Genomic DNA, 18,007 nt, shown 5'->3' on the forward strand with positions numbered 1-18,007 from the left:
GTCAAAGGGGGGAAGGCCGCGGCGGTCAGACTTTCTGAATGACGGCCTTGCCCAGCAGACCCTGGGGGCGTACCAGCAGAATCACAAACAGCAGCGCGAAGGCCACAGCGTCCTTGTACGCGCTGTAGTCGGCCGGAACGAACGCTTCAGCCAGACCGATGACCAGCCCACCAAGCACTGCGCCTGGAATACTGCCCAGACCGCCCAGGACGATGACTGCCAGCCCTTTAAGCCCGTAGGTCACGCCGAAGTAGGGGCCTGCCACACCAAAGGCTGTACCTACCAATGTTCCCGCGAGTCCGCCGAGAAATCCCGAGAGGAAAAAGGTGATCAGGATGAAGCGGTCTACGCTGATGCCCAGCAGGCTGGCTGTTCCTGGGTTTTCGGCCACGGCCCGCAGCGCTTTGCCGATCTTGGTGCGCCCGATAACGTACCCCAGGATGGCCAGCATGACCAGACTTACCAGGAAGATGATGATCTGCACTGTGCGGATCACGACCGTCTTGTCCCCGATCTGGAAGGCCAGGGCAGGTTTGACTTCCCCATAAGCGTTGGAGGGGAAGTTGTAAATTTCTGCGCCCACCAGCAGCTGGATCAGGTTGACGAGCACCAGCGCTACCCCCAGGCTGCTGACCAGGGCCAGCAGCGGATCGGCGCCGCGGGCCCGCATGGGCCGGAAGGCCAGCCGTTCGATCAGCACCGCCACCAGACCGGCCAGCACTGCGCCGATCAGGGTGGCCAGGCCAAAGCTGAGCGCGCTTCCGGAAAAAGGAGAGCCGTCTGGAAACAGGTTGATGCCCTTGAGCAGGCCGTTGTTCTCGAACTGGCCCACCACCAGGGTGTAGGTGAAATAGGCACCCAGCGTGAAGACAGCGCCATGAGCAAAATTGATGATGCCCAGAATCGAAAATACCAGCGTGTATCCCAGCGCGAAAATCGCGTACACGCTTCCTATGGCCAGGCCGTTCATGGTGTTCTGAACGAGTTGACTGAATTCCATGCAACCTCCGGCAGGATGCCCAAAACGCCGTTTGTATTCAAAGCGAGGCCGCCAGCTTCATGCGCGAAGGCTGGCGGCCCGCCCTGGATACCGCTTTACTTCAGGTACACGAACGAGCCAGTTTTGGCGTCTTTCATGCGAATCTGCGCAACGTAAAAATCGCGCTGGTTAACCTCGCCTTCCTTGTCAAAGCTGATGGGCCCCAGTGGCGTGTTGTACTTGCCGACCAGAATCTGCTTGTTCAGGGCAACCCGCAGGTCATCGAGATCCCAGGTGCTGAGCTTCTTCTTGCGGTCAATCGCCTTGAGTGCCTCGACCATGACCTGCACCCCGGCGTAGGCCTGGGCAGCAAACTGGGGCGGGTCTTTCTTGTACTGGGCGCGGTAGTCCTTGACGAACACCTGGTTGGCCGCGCTGGGCTGGGCGGGGCTGTAGGCCTGAGCGATGATCACACCGTCACAGAATTTCTGGCAGACCGGAAACACGTTGCTGGTGTTCAGGCCGTTGCCCCCGATAATCAGCCCCTTGTAGCCCAACTGGCGCAGCTGTTTGACCAGGTTGCCCCCGTCGGCTGCCAGGCCCGAGATGATTACCAGGTCCACGTCAGAATTCAGGACAGCGGTCACCTGGGTGGTGAAATCAGTGTCTGTGGTCTGAAATTTCTGCACGGTGGCCAGGGTCAGCCCCTGGGCCTTGGCTGTTTCCTGGAAAGTGCCAGTTTCCGATACCGAGAAGGCGTCGTTCTGGGCGTACAGCACCGCTGCCTTTTTGATCTTGGGGTCAAGCTTGAGCGCCTGCCTGATGGCATTGGGGGCCACCACGGCCACGGGTGCGGAGACGCGCGCAATGTAGTCTCCGATCTGCGGAATGCCCTTGGCGGTGTTACTCGGCCCCAGGACGGGCACCCGGGCACGCTCGGCAATGGGGTCAGCAGCAAAGGCCTGCTGTGAGAGCGTCGGACCCACGATGCCCACGACCTTTTCCTTGTTGATCAGGTTCTGGAAGGCGTTGATGGCGCTGTTCTCGTCGCCTGCTGCGTCCTGGAACACCAGCTTGAAAGGCGTACCGTTGATGCCGCCCCGGGCATTCAGGTATTTCTCGGCAAAGCGTGCGCCGATCACCTGCTCCTGCCCCAGCAGGGCGGTGTTGCTGGTCTGCGCCAGGGCCACGCCGATCTTGATGGGAAGTTCGACCTTTTGTGCACTGGCCGACGCGACAAGCGCCGCTGTAATAAGTGCTCCGACATAACCTACTGGTTTCATGCATGCCTCCACACGGCACCGCGAACGGACGCCCTTTTGAACTGTCTGGTGTCGTTCACTATGGGGGCGGTCTGCGGGGAAGTCAACAGAAACGCTCAGGGCTGTCTGGAACGCGTTTACTCGCTACCGGGCAATACGTGGCCTAAGCGGTAGTCCGGCCCGCCCGTTGCCGCTGCACAAACGTCAGGAACTCTGTCCTGCTCAGCGTATTGACCACCTGCGCAGGGGTCAGGCCAGCCTTGCGGGCCACCGCTACCCCATATCGGGTGTCTGCCAGACCAGCAGGCACGTGGGCGTCCGTATTGACGGCAAAGGTCAGGCGCCCGCGCCAGCGCAGGACGTCGCGCCAGTCCAGGTCCAGGCGGTAGGCGTTGGCGTTGATTTCGACCACCGTGCCAGCCACTTCGCAGGCTTCCAGAACGGCGTCCAGGTCCATCGCGTAGCCTGGGCGGCGCAGCAGCAGCCGGCCCGTGGGATGCCCAAGAATGGTGATCAGCGGATGTGAGGCGGCGCGGACCAGCCGGTCGGTCTGACGGGCAGCGTCCAGCGTGAAGTGGCTGTGCACGCTGGCCACCACGTAGTCCAGCTCAGCCAGTATGTCGTCCGGGTAGTCCAGCGAGCCGTCTTCCAGGATATCCACCTCGGCACCGGCCACCACGGGCAGACCCGCAGCCTGCAGCTCACGGACCTCGCGCAGTTGCGCGCGCAGACGTTCGATACTGAGTCCGTTGGCGTAATGCGCGGCACGTGAATGATCTCCGGTCCCCAGAAACTCGTGGCCCAGCCGCAGCGCTTCTTCGGCCATGTGAGCAATCGTTGCTGCGCCGTCGGACCAGACCGAGTGGGTATGCAGCATGCCCCGCAGATCGGCCACCGTGACCAGCTTCTCAGGTGTGGGCAGGCTTTCCCAGATACTGTCGTGCTCCGGCTCCCGGTATTCTGCCGGACGGTACGGCAGTTCGAGTGCTCGCAAAACGTCGGCCTCCGTCGGGGTAGGCAACAATGTGGCTCCGCGGTGCAGGCCCTCCCTGCTCAGCGTCAGTTTTTGCGCCTGGGCGCGGCCCTCGACTTCATCGCGGTAAGTTGCGGCGCCGCCCATCAGCAGGTCCAGGGCGCCGCGCGCCTCAGCAGGCGCGTAGGCCACCTCCACCGGCACCCCGTCAATGTGCCCTGAAAGCAAGGGCTGGTCCGCTTCTGTTTGCAGGTCCTCAACCAGACCAGCCAGCCTGCCCTGCAGCTCGGCGGCTGTCGCCGTGACGGTGACCAGGGCAGCCCGGGCGGTCTCCAGCCCCCGACCGACCTCACCCGAAATGCGGGGGTCCAGGCCTTCCAGCTGCGCAGTCAGCATCTCGCTGACGTCCAGCGCGGTGCTGAGGTGCTGACGCTCCTGTGCGGCCAGCGCGAATTCCACCGCATCCAGAATCCCCGCGGCACTTCTGGCCCCGAATCCCTTGATGGCCGCCACCCGGCCGTCGCGGCAAGCTTCGCGCAGTGTCTCCAGTGAATCGATGCCGGTGTCCCACAGTGTGCGGATCTTCTTTGGGCCCAGCCCACGCACCCGGAACAGCCCCAGCACGCCCGGCGGCACCTGGCTGGCCGCGTCTTCCAGCGGCCCGAACGCTCCGGACGCCGCATACGCCTGCAGTTCTGACGCGATGCCCCGGCCTACCTTCGGGACTCCAGCAAAGCCCGAATCCAGCAGCGCGTCCACGTCCGTCTCGGTGGCTTCCAGGCTCCGGGCAGCGCTGCGGTAGGCCTGCGCCCGGAAAGCCTCCAGATGCAGCAGGTCCAGCAGGTCGGCGGTGGTTTTCAGGACGCCCACCAGTGCCTTGCGGGTCACCTCAGCCATGACGCACCCGGGCAAGGTAGGTGACTGTGCGGCCTCCCACGTCATGAATCTGTTTCAGGGCGTCGGCGAAACGGTGGCCCACCTCGTCGGGACGGTGGGCGTCGCTGCCCAGCACGAAAGGAATGCCTCGGGTCGCCGCTGCCCGGGTCAGGTCCGGCGCCGGATAGGCTTCGGCCACCGGCTTGCGCCAGCCGGCGGTGTTGAAATCCAGGCTCAGGCCGCGTTCGGCAATGACGTCCAGAGCATGCAGGGCGGCGTGCCCATCGGTATCCAGGTGCCCGAATTTCTTGGGCAGGTCCAGATGGCCGATGGCGTCGAACAGCCCGGTCCGTGCGGCGTCTTCGACCAGCGCGTAGTAACTGGCGTACAGCTCTGTCAGGTCACGCGCCTCGTACTCGGCGACAAACTCTGGGTTGTCAAATCCCCAGGCACCCAGGTAATGCACGCTGCCGATCACGTAATCCCAGTTGTGTGCTGTCAGGACGCGTTCGACAAAGCGTTCGGTGCCGGGGTGAAAGTCTGCCTCCAGGCCCAGACGCACGTCGAGCTCACCGGCAAAATCGGCCTGGACACTGCGCACCTCCTCGATGTACTGCTCCAGCTGGTCCAGACGCATGCGCCAGGGAGCGTCATACCACGCAGGCATAGGCATGTGGTCGGTAAAGCACAGGCCGGTCAGTCCCGCGTCCAGTGCGGCCTTGGCGTATTCACGTGGCGTGCCCGCCGCATGGCCGCACAGCGGCGTGTGCATGTGCGAGTCAAACAGGGTAGAGGTCATGCCTCACAGGCTACCCTTGCGTCCCGGCCAGCGCCGGGCGGGTAAAGAATCGCGCACCAAAGACATGCAGCAGCAGACCCACGAGCACCAGCAGCGCGCCGGCAATCTTGCCCGGAGGAAAGGCCTCCTGCAGCACGAGTGCGCTGGCCAGCATCCCGAACACCGGCACCAGCAGCGACAGAGGCGCAACCCGGGAAGCCCCGTGCCGCTGTATCAGCGCGGCCCAGATGCCGAACCCCAGCACTGTATTGCCCAGCCCCATGAACAGTACCGCTCCCCAGAACATGGCCCCGCCGTTGGTCAGGGCCTGGACTACGGTGTCCCATCCACTGGTCAGTCCTGCCAGCAGCGCCAGCGGGATCGGTGGAATGAGGCTGCTCCAGATCACCAGCGAGAACACGTTGGCCTGCCCCGATGCCCGGACCAACAGGTTGCTGGCCGACCATCCCAGTGCGGCTGTCAGGGTCAGCAGCAGCGGAAACAGAGGCACATCGCCACCGGCCATGGCTCCGATCACGGCCATGCCGATAAAGGCCAGAGACATTCCAGCGGCCTGCCAGGGCGCGATCTTCTCGCCCAGAAGGCGCGCGGCCAGCAGCGCCGTGAAAAACGCCTGGGTCTGCATCAGCAAGCTGCCCATGCCGGCACTCATGCCCAGCGAAATGGCCAGGTACAGCAGCCCGAACTGAACCACACCTACCGCCAGCCCATAACCCCACAGAATGCGCCCTGATACTGCTGGCCGCGGTACGAAAAATACAGCTGGAATTGCCGCTACCAGAAAACGAAGCGCGGCCACCAGCAGAGGCGGGGCGTCGTCGACCGACCAGCGGATGACCACAAAATTGACCCCCCAGATAAAGGTGATCAGGAGGGCCAGGCCCAGGCTTCGTATGGTCATGGGCGCGGCAGTCATTGCGGGGAGTGTACTGCGGGCCAGGGTGCACTCCCCGAAAACGTGCGTCACTGCTGGACACGCAGGAACACTGATGCATACTTACACACGAGTAGCGTATACTTTCGCTCTATGACGAAAGTCGCCCGCTCTGCTAAAACTGAAAAAAAGCCCGCCAAGACTGCACAAAAGGCACTAAAGGGCGACCGACGCGTGGAGAATAAAAACACACTCCTGACCGCTGCCGAGCTTCCCAGTCCTGTGCTTGCGGGCCGCGACTTTCTCAGCAACCTCGACATGTCGGCGGCTGAGCTGCGGGTGGTGATGGATACGGCCCACTCCATGAAACGCGGCGAATGGCGTGAGGTCAAGCCGCTTGCCGGCCTCAGCCTGGCGCTGGTGTTTGAAAAGGCCAGCCTGCGCACCCGCACCACCTTTGACGTCGGCATGTACCAGCTGGGCGGCCACGCCATCACCCTGTCCAATGCCGAGATCGGTCTGGGCACGCGAGAGCGCGTCAGCGACGTTGCGCACAACCTGGAGCGCTGGGTAGACGGCGTGATGGGCCGGGTCTACCTGCAACAGACCTTGAACGAACTGGCTGACCACGCCAGCATTCCGGTGATCAACGGGCTGTCGGACATGCTGCACCCGGCACAACTGCTGGCCGACTACCAGACCATCGAGGAAGAATTCGGCACGGACCTGCGGGGCCGCCGGGTCGTGTACATCGGAGACGGCAACAACCTGGCCAACAGCCACATCCACATGGGCATCCTCACCGGTACTGAAGTGACCATCGTGACTCCTGTGGGCTACGAGCCCAACGGTGCGGTGCTGATGGACGCAGTCAGGCGCGGCGCGAACGTCACGCTGACCAATGACCTGGGCGCTATCGAGGGAGCCCACGTGCTGTACACCGACGTGTGGATCAGCATGGGCATGGAGGCCGAGGCAGATATCCGCCGCCGCGCCTTCCGTGGATACCAGGTCACCCCGGCCATGCTCGACACCATTGCCACGGACGGCATTTTCCTGCACTGTCTGCCTGCGCACTACGGTGAGGAAACCGTACCGGAAGCCACCGAGCACCCCAAGAGCCGGGTGTTCGATCAGGCCGAGAACCGCCTGCATGCACAGAAGGCCCTGATGTACCACCTGATGGGTCACCTGAAGCCCCGCTGGTGAGTGCTGGCCAGCGGAGGACAATCGGAGCCATGACCGCAGGCGTGGAATGGCTGGACCGGGTGAACAAGCGCGACGAAGTGATTGGCCGAGTCACCCGGGATGAGGCCTGGGCACGGAGCTTGCCGGTCCGTGTTATCAATGCGTTTCTGGTCAACAGCCATGGCCAGTTATGGATTCCCCGACGCACCATGCACAAACGTATGTTTCCTGGCTGCCTCGACATGAGTGTCGGCGGCCATGTCGACAGTGGCGAGGACTATGTGGAGGCGTTCCGTAGGGAAACGCAGGAAGAACTTCATATTGACCTTGATATGATCAGCTGGAGAGAAAGAGCCGCCTTCTCACCGTTTGAAACGGCGCTCAGTGCCTTCATGCGCGTCTATGAAATTCATACGGACCAAGCGCCCGACTATAACCGGGATGATTTCAGCGAAGCTTGGTGGCTTACCCCCTGCGAGTTACTGCGGCGCATCGAGGCCGGAGACCCCGCCAAAGGTGACCTGGCTGAGCTGGTGCGCCTGTGCTACGGAGACCAACTGACATGACCAGACCCCGCGTATTTATCGACGGTGAGGCCGGCACCACCGGCTTGCAGATCCGCGCCCGGCTCTCAGGCCGCACCGATCTTGAGCTGCTGAGCATTGACCCCGCCCGCCGCAAGGACCCCCAGGCGCGTGCCGAACTGCTGAACGCTGCCAACGTCAGCATCCTGTGTCTGCACGATGATGCGGCTCGTGAAGCGGTGGCCCTGACCACCAATCCCGAGGCCCGCCTTCTGGACGCCAGCACGGCCCACCGCGTCCACCCCGAGTGGGTCTTCGGATTTCCCGAACTCAGCGCTCAACAGCCAGACCGTATTCGCGCCGCACGTTATGTCGCGAACCCCGGCTGCTATTCCACCGGCGCTATTGCGCTGCTTGCCCCGCTGACTGCTGCCGGCCTGCTGAGTGCCGACTTCCCGGTCAGCATTCAGGGCTACAGCGGCTACACCGGCGGTGGTCGGGCCCTGGTGGATGCACACGAGAAGGGAGAAGCTCACCCCATGCGTGGCCCGTTCCTGAGTTACGCGCTGGGGCTGGGCCACAAGCACATCCCGGAGACCATGCGTTATGGGGGGCTGAGCCGGACGCCCATCTTCACGCCGAATGTCGGCGCCTGGGCACAGGGCATGACGGTAACCATTCCGTTGCACCTGAGTGATCTCGGTGTTTCGGCCCAGGCGCTCCACGGCGCACTGACCGCACACTATGCCGGGCAGAAGTATGTGCGCGTTGCTGCAATGGAGAGCAACCCGGAGATTCTCGATCCACAGACACTCAACGGCACCAACGATCTGGACCTGTTCGTGTACGCCAGCCAGGACGGCGAACGCGCTGTGCTGGCTGCCCGGCTGGACAACCTGGGGAAAGGGGCCGGTGGCGCGGCCGTGCAGAACCTCAACCTGATGCTGGGCCTGCCCGACGCCTGAACCTGCTGCCTGTACGGGGCAACCGGGCGGGGTGGCGCGTGCCTGCCGCCCGGTTTACTGTTACTCCTGAGGCAGCTCAGACACCACCTGAATGTCTCCATAGCATTCATCCTGCTGCACAGTGAAGCTGCCTTCCTTGACCCCTTCAAGCAGCGCGGCAAAATAGGTGGTCTGCTCGCCCCAGCCCTGAGCTGGAATGCCACGGAAGGTGAAAGTGCGCAGCCGCCCTCCAAAGGCCTTCAGGGCATCCAGCGCGTCTGCCAGGGTCAGGCGGTCACGGGCCAGCAGCGGCACATCCACCTGCCGGACCGCGTTCTGGGCCGCTTTGACCAGCCTGGCAAGGCTGCCCTGTGGGTTGCGTCTGCGTTCACGGCGAGGAAGGTCCAGTGGCGCGGGACGGGCCGGCATGATGCCTTCGCGCTCGCGGCGCCTCGCAGCCAGAAAGCCGACCAGAGCGTCAAGTTGCGCCAATGCTTCTACGCCCTGCAGCAGGTCATCCAGTGGATCGTCCAGCGTGTCCCCAAAAGGGTCATCCGCCGGATCCGCCTCGGGCTGCGGCAGCAGCAGCCGCGCTTTGAGGGCAATCACATTTGCCAGGGTCGGCAGCAGGTCCGGATGGGTTTCTGCAAATGAGGCGGGGTTCTGCCCGGTGACCTCCTGAACCCAGGCCAGCACCTCACGGGTCAGCCGCAGCAATGGAACCTCGGAAGGAATGAGCCCCCCCATACGCAGGGCACTGGCCAGCTCTGTCAGGCTCCCCTCGAAAGCGCCCAGCCGAACCGTAAATCCAGAAGCCGCAGTCTGCGCAGCCGGCCGCGCCGTCAGCAGGACCGGCATCAGAGCTTCAGGAAGCCAACCTTCGTGCGCACTTCTTCCATGATGGGTGCGGCGATGGCCCGCGCTTCACGTGCTCCCTGGGACAGCGCGTCACGCACAAAGTCGGGATCGCCGCGCAGCTCCTGGGCACGCTCCTGAATGGGCGTCAGGTGTTCGGTCATGCTCTGCAGCAGCAGCTTCTTGCAATCCACGCAGCCGATCCCGGCGGTGCGGCAGCCCTGGTAGACCAGCTCAATGGTGGGCAGGTCGGAAAACAGCTTGTGGTAGTCCCCGATCAGGCACTTGTCGGGATCACCAGGGTCCGTGCGCCGCACACGTGCCGGATCAGTGGGCGCGACCCGCAGCTTCTGCCAGATGCTGTCCAGCGGCTCCAGCAGACCAATGGTGCTGCTCTCGCCCTTGCTTTTGCCCATTTTGCCGTTCCCGTCTACCCCCGGGATCCGCAGGGCCTGCCGGTTGTACTCTGCCTTCGGTTCGGGGAAGGTCTCACCGAACGCATGGTTGAACTTCCTGGCAATCTCACGGGTCAGTTCGATGTGCTGGGTCTGATCCTCGCCGACGGGCACCGTGTCGGCCTTGTACAGCAGGATGTCGGCAGCCATCAGCACTGGGTACATCAAAAGTCCAGCCGGGATGCTCTCGAGCTTCTCGGTCTTGTCCTTGTACTGGGTCATGCGCTCCAGGTCCCCGACTGGCGTGATGTTGGTAAAGATCCAGCTGAGTTCCTGGTGCTCAGGCACGTGTGACTGCACGAAAAACGTGACCTTCTGGGGATCGAGCCCTATCGCGAAGTTGGCCAGCGCCATGTCAAAGGTCCGCTGGGCCAGCAGCTCACGGTCAAAGGACGTGGGGCTGGTCAGGGCGTGCAGGTCCACCACGCAGTAGATGCTGTTCTTGCCGTACAGGTTGCCGAGCTTGACATAGTTCTGCATGGCCCCGAAGTAGTTGCCGATGTGGGGCTCGCCGGTCGGCTGGATTCCTGAAAACACGCGTGGCATAACCCCAGGATTCTAGCGGCCCGGGCCCACACAAAAGCGGCCTCCGGTAAGGGAGACCGCCTGGGGAACAGGAACGTTTACTTTTCAGCTGGAGGTGCGGCGCTGTCTGACTTTGTTTCCGGAGTCGCACCGGTGCTGGGCTTACTGCTGTCGGTCTTCGGAGCCGCTTTAGGAGCGGCGGCAGCTACGCGCTTTTCCTGGGCAGCCAGCACTTCCTTGAGTTTGTCGGTCGGATTCAGGGCTGCTACCTGCTTGGCCAGGAATGCCTGTCCAGCCTCGTTGCGCTTGGTGGCCAGCACCTGGGACTCAATCTGACTACGCACAGCACTCAGGGGCTGCGTCGTTGCTGGTTTCAGGTCCGTCACGTACGCCACGCTGTAGCGCTCGCCGACCTTGACCACGTCGCTCAGGCTGCCTTCACCGGCACTCTTGAGCGTGCGGGCGCTGAACACGGCGGCGTTCAGCTCCTGCCCCAGCTTGCCGTCGCCAGCAGTCACACTGCCGCGTTCGCTGACGGTGCCGCCCTGCTTGCTGGCTGCAGTGGCAAAGCTGCCCTGACCGTTCCAGGTGTTGCGGAAAGCCAGTGCCTTGCTGCGGTCCTTGAAGCTGGCCTCATCCACCGTAGCGGTGGCCGGGCTCTGGAACTGCGCCTTGTTCTGGGTGTAGAAGGCCTGCACATCGGCGTCCGTGACCTTGACGTTGCGCGAGCCGTAAGCGGCAATGGCGGCAGCCATTTCCTGGCGCGTGCCGGTCACAGGAAGCTTCAGTGAGCGGGCGATCTGAGGAGCTGCGTAGCTGGAGATCAGCTGCTGGGTGACCTGAGGCTTGAGCATGCCGTTGACCAGCTGTGCTGCCTGATCGCCGGGGACCTGCTGCAGCAGTTGGCCGAACTGCTCGTTGCCCACGACCTGGCTGATCACGTCAGAGTGACGGACGTTCTGACCACCCACGGTGGCGACCACGGGGTTCTCGGTGCGCCAGTTCGGGTCCTTGACCTCGATCTTGACGTCTTTCTCCAGACCCTCGACCCACTCTTCAAGCGCTGCATTCTTCTTCTGCTCGGTGACGGCCGTGATGGCGTCGGCCTTGGCCTCAGCAAAGGGTTTGGTGGCCGGCGCAAGGTACTGCTCGACCTTAACGATGTAGAACTTGTCGCCGCTGGCCACCACGTCGGTGATTCCACCCTTGGTCAGCGCGAAAGCCGCTGCGCCTACCTCGGCGGGGAGGGCCACCTGGGCCACCGGGCGCGGTTTACCGTTCTCGACAGGCCCAAGTGCGCCGCCACGGTCAGCAAACTCAGTGCTGTTGGCTTTGGCGACGGCTGCAAAGTCGGCTCCACCACGGACCTGGGCAAGCAGTTCCTTGGCCTTGGCCTCCTTGGCGACCACAATCTGACGGCCGATGATGCGCGCTTCACTCTGAAATTTCTCGGGGTTGAGATCGTAGTACAGCTTGGCTTCGGCTTCAGTAGCCGCCGGCACTGCCTTACGCAGCTCTTCAACCTTGCGGTTGACTGCGAGCTGTTCGCGCAGCTGGGCGCGGTAGGTGGCGTCAGTCAGGCCAACGCCCTGCAGCGCATCGGTCCAGGCCTTGCTGTCGGTGAGGCTGTTGGCTTCGCGGATCTTCTTGACTTCTGCATTCACATCGTCGCGGCTGACCTTGATGTCACTGGCGGCCTGTGCCACCAGGACCTGCCGGACTTTCTGGGCCACGGTAAAGGTTTTGAAGTCATCGCCCAGGATGCCGGTGTCGGTGCTGGACAGCACCGGGTTGCTGCGGCGCACACCGTCAAGCTCCTCGGCAGTGACTGTCTTGCCGTTCACAACCAGGGCAGGAGTGCCCTTATTCGGCGAGCTGAACAGCGATCCCAGCGAAGGGGTAAACTGGTAGGCCATCCCCACCACGAGCAGTAATGCCAGAACGATCAGCAGACCGTTCACGACCTTCTTTCTATTCACTTGATCTCCTTGGGGCGAAATGCTAGGTTACCGGAGCTTTGCACTCGTAGCTCAGGTGGATAGAGCGTTGGCCTCCGGAGCCAAAGGCCACTGGTTCGAGTCCAGTCGAGTGCACCACACCACACACAGACGCCACCCCCCGGGGTGGTGTTTTGCTGTTGTCCCGCGCGTGGGGGGGCTGTCCGGAAGCGCACGCGCAGAAGTCTAGCATGTCAGGTTAAAGCAGCGTGAAGCAAAAATGACCACTGGGCCGCAATTCCTCTGTTGTCTGAGCCCAGATTTGTGGCCTGGGCGTTACCCTGGGCGCATGAGTACTGCGTCCCCCCTGATGTCCCTGCTGCTGGCTCTGCCTGGCAGCTATGCCGGCCCCACCCGCCCGGAAGAGGCTCCCCATGCCGTAGTTGGTGTGGGCGAGGGCACGCTGGCCGCCCACCTCGCACAGGGCTTTGCACCGCAGGTCCTGGCCCGCAGCGGAACGCAGCTGGTGCTGAGCAGCCCCGATGCACAGGCAGCGGCTACTGATTACGGTGATCTGGCCGAGGTGGCTGGCGCAAGCACCCGCCGCGTCAGCACCGGCGGCGCCCCGGGCGAGATTGATGTCCTTGTCCCCGGTGGTCCGCTCGCCACCTACCATTTTGCGCAGTTCGTCGCGTATGCCACTGGCCACAGCGATCAGGCGCAGGCGGCTGACCGCCTGATGACCGATCTGGCCGCCCGCTGCGCTCCTCATGTCGAAGAGGACAACCCCGCCCGTGACCTTGCCTGGAGCCTGTGGGGGCGAATGCCACTGCTGCTTGCAGCGCCCGATGCCGACGCGCTTCCCCACGCCTGGCAGGCGCTGCTGGCCCGCATGGGCAAGACCCTGGCCGTTCCGGTCGTCGGCGACCCCCTGCCCGTGGTGAGCAGCGCGTTCGAAGCTCAGCATGAAAAGGGCGACGCGAAGGTGGCAGTGCTGCTGGGCGACCCGGATCCTGCCCTGCACCTGACCCGCGAGATTCTGGAAAGCCGCATCGACGAAGTGATTCATGTGCCTTATCCGGGCGGAGAAGCCAGTGGGTACGCTGCGCAGCTGACCCTGTGGTATTTCGGAGCCTGGGTCGCCGCCTACCTGGCTGAGCGCTACAGCACCGACGCTGCAGACCCCGCGGTCCTGGGTCTGGCCCAGGCGGTCCTGAGCGGCGAGGACGCCGACCGCCTGAACTTCAATGCGGGCCGGGACGATCTGCGCCGCACCGATGTGATCGGTGGCTGGCGGGATGACGATGAGGAGGGGGACGTGGAAGAAGACTACGACCCTGGCGACGATGAGGATGACTCTGACGACCGCTGAATGTGGTGCGAGGTCAGCTGTCTGAGGGCCAGATCTGGTGGAATCAGGGTATAACCGCAAAGAAAAACACTGCCAGAAGATTTCTCTCCTGGCAGTGTTGCCGGAACCATGCTGGGGATGATCACAGAGCGTCACAGCGGCCTTACGTGCCGTATGCAGACGGTGCCCATGGTCACGGGTGGAGCGTCCCGCCAGGAGCAGGTTTTCTGCGAGCAATTGGCGTTTGTCGGAGTTTGGCCCAGCTGCCTGAACTGGTGCGGGGTTTCCTCCTGCTCAGGCTCCCAGCCTCAGGCAAAAACAGTTTGCGCCGGCTCAGTTGAATCTTCCAGGCCCGGTGGCTGAGCTTCCGGGACCGGCAGGCCGAGCATGGCATAGACGCTGGCGGTCCAGCTGGCATCATCGAGCGTGCGGTGGTGGTGGGCCCACTGCCAGTTGCGGTAGGCATCGGCGGCCCACTCCATCTGGGCAGAATCAACGCCTGTCAGGGGCGTCACCTGCGGGGGTGACAGGTGGTGACGCGTCAGGCTGCCCTCCAGTTCCGCCAGGGTTTTGGGACCGAAGGCAAAGGCCACCTTGCCTGAACTCAGCCACAGCCGGAGGTCTGCCTCAGGCGGCAGGGCATACAGAATCAGCTCTCCGCCTGGGTGGGCCTCCCCAGGCTGTACCAGGGTCAGCCCAGGCACGTTGTCACGCAGGTAGGCTGCTACTGCGCCGTCTGCAAAGGCACTGGCTCCGGCACGCAGATGTTCCATCGCTGCCTTCGGGTTCAGGCGTGCCAGATGTGGACCCGCGGCAGTTACGCCTTCCAGGCGCAGACTTTGGGGAGTACGTAGAGCCTGTCCTTGATATTCCAGTCGCGTCTGCCCTCGCCACTCGTTGGCCGTCAGGTGTGTGGCCAGGTCACGCTCTCCGGGGGTGGCGTCCCGTTCGCCGTACTTGATGCCTCGCAACGGACCCACCTTGAACTGCAGGCTGTCGCTGCGTTTGCCGACCAGCCGGGTTTCGGTGAGGACATCACGGACATGCCACAGCGGCGGCGCGTGCCCCTGGCCGAAAGGCTCAAACGCTGCGGCTTCCGTCAGAAGGTCAAGTGTCGCACCCAGAGTAGGGAGCGGTGCGTCAAGCCTCACCTGTGGACAAGGCGGCGGAAATTGCCGTGCAAAGGCATGAATACGGTCCTGAAACGCGGTGATACGGTCTTCCTGAATGGCGAATCCTGCCGCTCCAGGATGGCCACCAAACCTTTTGAGAAGGTCTGCACTGTAACGCAGGCCGTCCACCGCACTGATTCCGGGAGTACTGCGCACAGATCCCTTGCCCTGGGCAATGATAAAGACCGGTTTGTGGTAGGTCTCCAGCAGCTTGCTGGCCACAATACCCATCACGCCGGCATGCCATTCCGGGTGGGTGACGACCAACGCCGGATGGGACGGGTCCGCGATGGCCAGTGCCTGGTCAAACATCACATCCTGCAATTTGCGCCGTTCCTGATTGCGGATCTCCAGGTACTCGGCCAGCCGCCGGGCGTCATGCGCACTGCTGGTGGTCAGCAACTCCAGGGCCACGTCCGCCTCACCCATTCGCCCTGCCGCGTTGATGCGGGGCGCCAGGATAAAAGCCACGTCGCGTGCAGTGGGACGAGCGACCCGTCCGGAGTCCAGCAGTGCTCGTAGGCCGGGCAGGTCCGTGCTGGTCATTGCCTGCAGTCCAGCCCGGACCAGCGCCCTGTTTTCCCCGATCAGAGGAGCAACGTCAGCCACCGTGCCCAGGGTCGCCAGGGCCGCCAGTTCCTGTGGAGCACTCAGCCCAAGCACCTGATGCACAGCCCACAGCAGGTGGTACGCCACACCAGCACCCGTCAGGTTGTGCAGGTCTGGTTGGTAATGGTCTGTCAGGTGCGGATGGACCACCAGGGCATCCGGAAAGTCCGGGCCAGGGGCATGGTGATCTGTGACCATGACCTCGACTCCCATGGCCACGAGACCGCGCACCTCATCAAGGTTGGTGACACCGCAGTCGACGGTCACCATCACGTCGCAGCCTGCGGCATGTTCCTCAATCTTGTCGGGATGCAGGCCATAGCCCTCATTCAGACGATGCGGAATAAAGCCGTGGACATCTGCCCCAAGCGCCCTGAGACCCAGAACAAGAACTGCTGTCGCGGTGACTCCGTCGGCGTCATAGTCACCATGAATACGGATCCGCTTGTTTGCCTTGATGGCCTGTACCAGACGGTGGGCGGCTTCACGTAAGGCTGGATTGGGTGTCAGGACCAGCGGCGGATCAAGCAGAGCAGGCGTCAGGCCGCGCCCGTACAGCACCTGTGCCAGTGGCGGGGACACGCGCCAGGTATGCATGGTTTCCAGCAATGCCTCCCGGCTTGCCGGAGGCGCAAGCAGCCACTCTGCCTCTATGGGAAGGATGCGGCTCATGATTATTTTTCCTCGTTTTCAGAAGCCAGTGCCCCAGGAGACAGTGACGGGGGTTGGCTCACGGCGCCCAGCCGCGCCTGGAGTGTGGCGGCGAGGCGCCTTTCAAGGTCCTGACGGAGGCGCCTTTCTTGCTGTCGGCGCTGGCGCTCCCGCCACCAGATGGGTAGCACAAGAAATGCGGTGTATAGCCCGCCTAGCAGCAGAAAACCACCCACCGCTGCCCCCTGGCTCAGCGACAAGTCACCACGGCCCCCCGGGAGGGGCAGCCGAACCAGGGCCGGATTTTCCAACGACACCAGAAGAACGTAGGCCGTCAGGCCCAGCAGCAGCAGTACCTGGACAAAGGATAGGAGCCGCATCGGCCCAGTCTACGCTTTCGTGCAGAGCAAAAAAACGAAGAAGAGCCCCTTAACGGGGCTCTTCTCTCCGGAAAGGGTTAGAAGAAGAACTTCAGGCCGGCTTTACCAGCAACATTAAAGCCGTTGCGGGCGCTGTTGCCAAGGCCAGTGCCGGTGCCGTTGTTGGTCATGTAGTAGCGACCGTTGCCCTCGACGTACGCGGCAATGCTATCGGTGATGTTGAAGTCCACCCCAGCCAGCACATTGACGTAGGTGTCGGTGGCGTTGCCGGCAAAGCCGGTCACGTTGCCGTTGGCGTCCCGCGTACGGCCCGTGCTGCTGCTGAGGCCCAGACCAGCACCCACGTACGGAGTGATTGCGCTGCCTGTTTCCAGGTGGTAGGTGGCAGTTACGTCAGCGTTAAAACCGTTCTTGCCAGGAGCGTATTCGGCGGCGACGCGAGCACCGACAGGGCCCAGGATGTTCTTGCTACCGATCATGGCGCCGGCGGCTACACAGTAGCTGGTCTGACGACCCGAATTGCTGTTGCCCTGGAAGCAGGGAATATCACTGCTCGTCGCTGCGGCGCCCACGCTAACACCAGCGTACAGGTTGCTGCGTACAGGCGCGTCGACCACAGGTTCACCAATGACTACCGTGGTTGGAGCAGGTGGTGCAGGCGTCACAACAGTAGCGCTCGCGCCGGCAGGACCAGCGGGGCCGGCAGGACCGGCGGGGCCAGCAGGACCGGCAGGGCCAGCAGGACCGGCAGGGCCAGCAGGAATGTTGCGAATAGCCGCTTCCAGAGCATCAATGCGTGCATTCAGAGCGGTTACGTCTGCGCCGGCAGTGCCGGTACCCATGGCGTTGATACGTTCTTCCAGGGCCGTGATACGGGCCTGCTGCTCAGCGTTCAGACGCTCGAGATCGGTCACGCGGTTGGCAATCGCTGCCAGCTCGGTGCTGACTTCTGCCATACCACGAGCGACAACCGTCATGTCGGTCTGCGACAGTCCACAGTTGCTGAGCGTTCCGGTCTGAAGGAGGCGGTAGAAGATCAGAGCGGCCTGGTAACGGGTCAGGTTCTCGTTACCGCGGAAGGTTCCATCCGGGAACCCCTGGATCAAACCGCACTGCACAATGCGGTCAACTGCATCCTTGGCCCAGTGCCCGGCAGGCACGTCGGTGAGGGTGACTTGCGTGGCGGTGGTGGCCGTGGTGGTCGTGGTCGTGGTCTGGGCACTGGCGGCACCCAGAATCAATGCGACCGTGGAAGCGAACATCATTGACTTGCGCATGGTTTCTCCTTTGAAGCGGTACGAGAGGTTTGTAACGACCTGCCCGTTTTCCTACAGTCAACGTAGGCATGCTCGGTGAGGGTCCTGTGAATTGTGACTCCCAGACGTATTTATTTTCAGATGAGGACTAGCAATCCTGCTTGAAGATACCCATATATGGGACATTTATGAGAAACGGTGTTGTGATGTGTGAGGTATAGAAAGCGGTCAGATCGGCTTTTTTGTTGTCAATATGTGAAAAACCAAGAAGCTTTTACGCTTCTCCCTCATGAGTGAGGACTCATGAATATGGCCTTCGTCGTTGCCGCAGATAAGCATCAGAATTGATACAGGGTCATTTTCTACGCTGTGTTCACGTCCTGCACATGAAGTCCGG

General features: G+C 62.8%; 15 protein-coding genes and 1 tRNA gene. 5 read left to right on the forward strand and 11 right to left on the reverse strand.

The features are described 5' to 3' along the window. Nucleotides 1-25: 25 nt before the first annotated feature. The 5 genes from DEIDE_RS04085 to DEIDE_RS04105 form a co-directional block, all read right to left on the reverse strand. Entirely contained in the window at nt 26-1,000 is a 975-nt protein-coding gene (locus tag DEIDE_RS04085) for a branched-chain amino acid ABC transporter permease (protein ID WP_012692681.1), read from the reverse strand. Between the two features lie 95 nt (nt 1,001-1,095). Further along, nucleotides 1,096-2,262: an ABC transporter substrate-binding protein gene (locus DEIDE_RS04090; protein WP_012692682.1), complete on the reverse strand. Its 1,167-nt coding sequence runs from the start codon at nt 2,260-2,262 to the stop codon at nt 1,096-1,098. 142 nt (nt 2,263-2,404) lie between these two features. Then, entirely contained in the window at nt 2,405-4,111 is a 1,707-nt protein-coding gene (locus DEIDE_RS04095) for a DNA polymerase/3'-5' exonuclease PolX (protein ID WP_012692683.1), read from the reverse strand. Continuing rightward, nucleotides 4,104-4,889 (reverse strand): histidinol-phosphatase HisJ, encoded by a 786-nt coding sequence (hisJ, locus tag DEIDE_RS04100; RefSeq protein ID WP_012692684.1) that lies wholly within the window; start codon nt 4,887-4,889, stop codon nt 4,104-4,106. The genes DEIDE_RS04095 and hisJ overlap by 8 nt, the downstream gene beginning before the upstream one ends. A gap of 10 nt (nt 4,890-4,899) precedes the next feature. Further along, nucleotides 4,900-5,790, reverse strand: coding sequence for an EamA family transporter (locus DEIDE_RS04105; RefSeq protein ID WP_041227073.1), 891 nt, complete (start codon nt 5,788-5,790; stop codon nt 4,900-4,902). Between the two features lie 126 nt (nt 5,791-5,916). On the opposite strand from DEIDE_RS04105, the gene argF reads away from it, so the two are divergent. From argF to argC, 3 genes are read left to right on the forward strand one after another with little or no spacing between them, the layout of a single operon-like run. After that, complete coding sequence (gene argF, locus DEIDE_RS04110; protein WP_012692686.1) at nt 5,917-6,972, forward strand: ornithine carbamoyltransferase; 1,056 nt, start codon at nt 5,917-5,919, stop codon at nt 6,970-6,972. A 29-nt stretch (nt 6,973-7,001) separates the two neighbouring features. Next, entirely contained in the window at nt 7,002-7,517 is a 516-nt protein-coding gene (locus DEIDE_RS04115; protein WP_012692687.1) for an NUDIX hydrolase, read from the forward strand. Continuing rightward, on the forward strand, nt 7,514-8,440 hold the full coding sequence (gene argC, locus DEIDE_RS04120) for an N-acetyl-gamma-glutamyl-phosphate reductase (RefSeq protein ID WP_012692688.1): 927 nt from the start codon (nt 7,514-7,516) through the stop codon (nt 8,438-8,440). Before DEIDE_RS04115 ends, argC begins: the two co-directional genes overlap by 4 nt. 60 nt (nt 8,441-8,500) lie before the next feature. Here the strand turns inward: argC and DEIDE_RS04125 are convergent, their stop codons facing one another. The 3 genes from DEIDE_RS04125 to DEIDE_RS04135 form a co-directional block, all read right to left on the reverse strand. Beyond that, a complete protein-coding gene (locus DEIDE_RS04125) occupies nt 8,501-9,277 on the reverse strand; it encodes a segregation and condensation protein A (RefSeq protein WP_012692689.1) in 777 nt (258 codons plus the stop codon). After that, on the reverse strand, nt 9,277-10,275 hold the full coding sequence (gene trpS / locus DEIDE_RS04130) for a tryptophan--tRNA ligase (RefSeq protein ID WP_012692690.1): 999 nt from the start codon (nt 10,273-10,275) through the stop codon (nt 9,277-9,279). The genes DEIDE_RS04125 and trpS overlap by 1 nt, the downstream gene beginning before the upstream one ends. Before the next feature lie 77 nt (nt 10,276-10,352). After that, nucleotides 10,353-12,233 (reverse strand): peptidyl-prolyl cis-trans isomerase, encoded by a 1,881-nt coding sequence (locus tag DEIDE_RS04135; protein ID WP_012692691.1) that lies wholly within the window; start codon nt 12,231-12,233, stop codon nt 10,353-10,355. Nucleotides 12,234-12,273: 40 nt separating this feature from the next. Here DEIDE_RS04135 and DEIDE_RS04140 point away from each other — a divergent pair. Together DEIDE_RS04140 and DEIDE_RS04145 are read left to right on the forward strand one after the other, a co-directional pair. Next, nucleotides 12,274-12,350 (forward strand) — tRNA-Arg (locus DEIDE_RS04140). Between the two features lie 190 nt (nt 12,351-12,540). After that, on the forward strand, nt 12,541-13,563 hold the full coding sequence (locus DEIDE_RS04145; protein ID WP_041227076.1) for an SIS domain-containing protein: 1,023 nt from the start codon (nt 12,541-12,543) through the stop codon (nt 13,561-13,563). A gap of 287 nt (nt 13,564-13,850) precedes the next feature. Here the strand turns inward: DEIDE_RS04145 and recJ are convergent, their stop codons facing one another. The 3 genes from recJ to DEIDE_RS04160 all read right to left on the reverse strand — a co-directional run bounded on the left by recJ (nt 13,851) and on the right by DEIDE_RS04160 (nt 17,631). Continuing rightward, nucleotides 13,851-15,995 carry a single-stranded-DNA-specific exonuclease RecJ gene (gene recJ / locus DEIDE_RS04150; RefSeq protein WP_012692693.1) on the reverse strand — a complete coding sequence of 715 codons (2,145 nt, stop codon included), beginning with the start codon at nt 15,993-15,995 and terminating at the stop codon, nt 13,851-13,853. A 2-nt stretch (nt 15,996-15,997) separates the two neighbouring features. Then, nucleotides 15,998-16,354, reverse strand: a complete 357-nt coding sequence (locus tag DEIDE_RS04155) for a hypothetical protein (RefSeq protein ID WP_012692694.1) — start codon at nt 16,352-16,354, stop codon at nt 15,998-16,000. 77 nt (nt 16,355-16,431) lie between these two features. Continuing rightward, nucleotides 16,432-17,631 (reverse strand): S-layer homology domain-containing protein, encoded by a 1,200-nt coding sequence (locus DEIDE_RS04160; RefSeq protein ID WP_012692695.1) that lies wholly within the window; start codon nt 17,629-17,631, stop codon nt 16,432-16,434. Nucleotides 17,632-18,007: the final 376 nt, after the last annotated feature.

The sequence above is a fragment of the Deinococcus deserti VCD115 genome (genome assembly GCF_000020685.1).
GTDB classification, from domain to species: domain Bacteria; phylum Deinococcota; class Deinococci; order Deinococcales; family Deinococcaceae; genus Deinococcus; species Deinococcus deserti.

What these genes read in the sequence shown, in the direction of transcription:
- DEIDE_RS04115 (WP_012692687.1), top strand. Translation starts at nt 7,002, where the DNA reads ATGACCGCAGGCGTGGAATGGCTGGACCGGGTGAACAAGCGCGACGAA.
- recJ (WP_012692693.1), bottom strand. Translation starts at nt 15,995, where the DNA reads ATGAGCCGCATCCTTCCCATAGAGGCAGAGTGGCTGCTTGCGCCTCCG.
- argC (WP_012692688.1), top strand. Translation starts at nt 7,514, where the DNA reads ATGACCAGACCCCGCGTATTTATCGACGGTGAGGCCGGCACCACCGGC.
- DEIDE_RS04145 (WP_041227076.1), top strand. Translation starts at nt 12,541, where the DNA reads ATGAGTACTGCGTCCCCCCTGATGTCCCTGCTGCTGGCTCTGCCTGGC.
- DEIDE_RS04160 (WP_012692695.1), bottom strand. Translation starts at nt 17,631, where the DNA reads ATGCGCAAGTCAATGATGTTCGCTTCCACGGTCGCATTGATTCTGGGT.
- DEIDE_RS04090 (WP_012692682.1), bottom strand. Translation starts at nt 2,262, where the DNA reads ATGAAACCAGTAGGTTATGTCGGAGCACTTATTACAGCGGCGCTTGTC.
- DEIDE_RS04085 (WP_012692681.1), bottom strand. Translation starts at nt 1,000, where the DNA reads ATGGAATTCAGTCAACTCGTTCAGAACACCATGAACGGCCTGGCCATA.
- trpS (WP_012692690.1), bottom strand. Translation starts at nt 10,275, where the DNA reads ATGCCACGCGTGTTTTCAGGAATCCAGCCGACCGGCGAGCCCCACATC.
- DEIDE_RS04105 (WP_041227073.1), bottom strand. Translation starts at nt 5,790, where the DNA reads ATGACCATACGAAGCCTGGGCCTGGCCCTCCTGATCACCTTTATCTGG.
- DEIDE_RS04125 (WP_012692689.1), bottom strand. Translation starts at nt 9,277, where the DNA reads ATGCCGGTCCTGCTGACGGCGCGGCCGGCTGCGCAGACTGCGGCTTCT.
- argF (WP_012692686.1), top strand. Translation starts at nt 5,917, where the DNA reads ATGACGAAAGTCGCCCGCTCTGCTAAAACTGAAAAAAAGCCCGCCAAG.
- DEIDE_RS04155 (WP_012692694.1), bottom strand. Translation starts at nt 16,354, where the DNA reads ATGCGGCTCCTATCCTTTGTCCAGGTACTGCTGCTGCTGGGCCTGACG.
- hisJ (WP_012692684.1), bottom strand. Translation starts at nt 4,889, where the DNA reads ATGACCTCTACCCTGTTTGACTCGCACATGCACACGCCGCTGTGCGGC.
- DEIDE_RS04095 (WP_012692683.1), bottom strand. Translation starts at nt 4,111, where the DNA reads ATGGCTGAGGTGACCCGCAAGGCACTGGTGGGCGTCCTGAAAACCACC.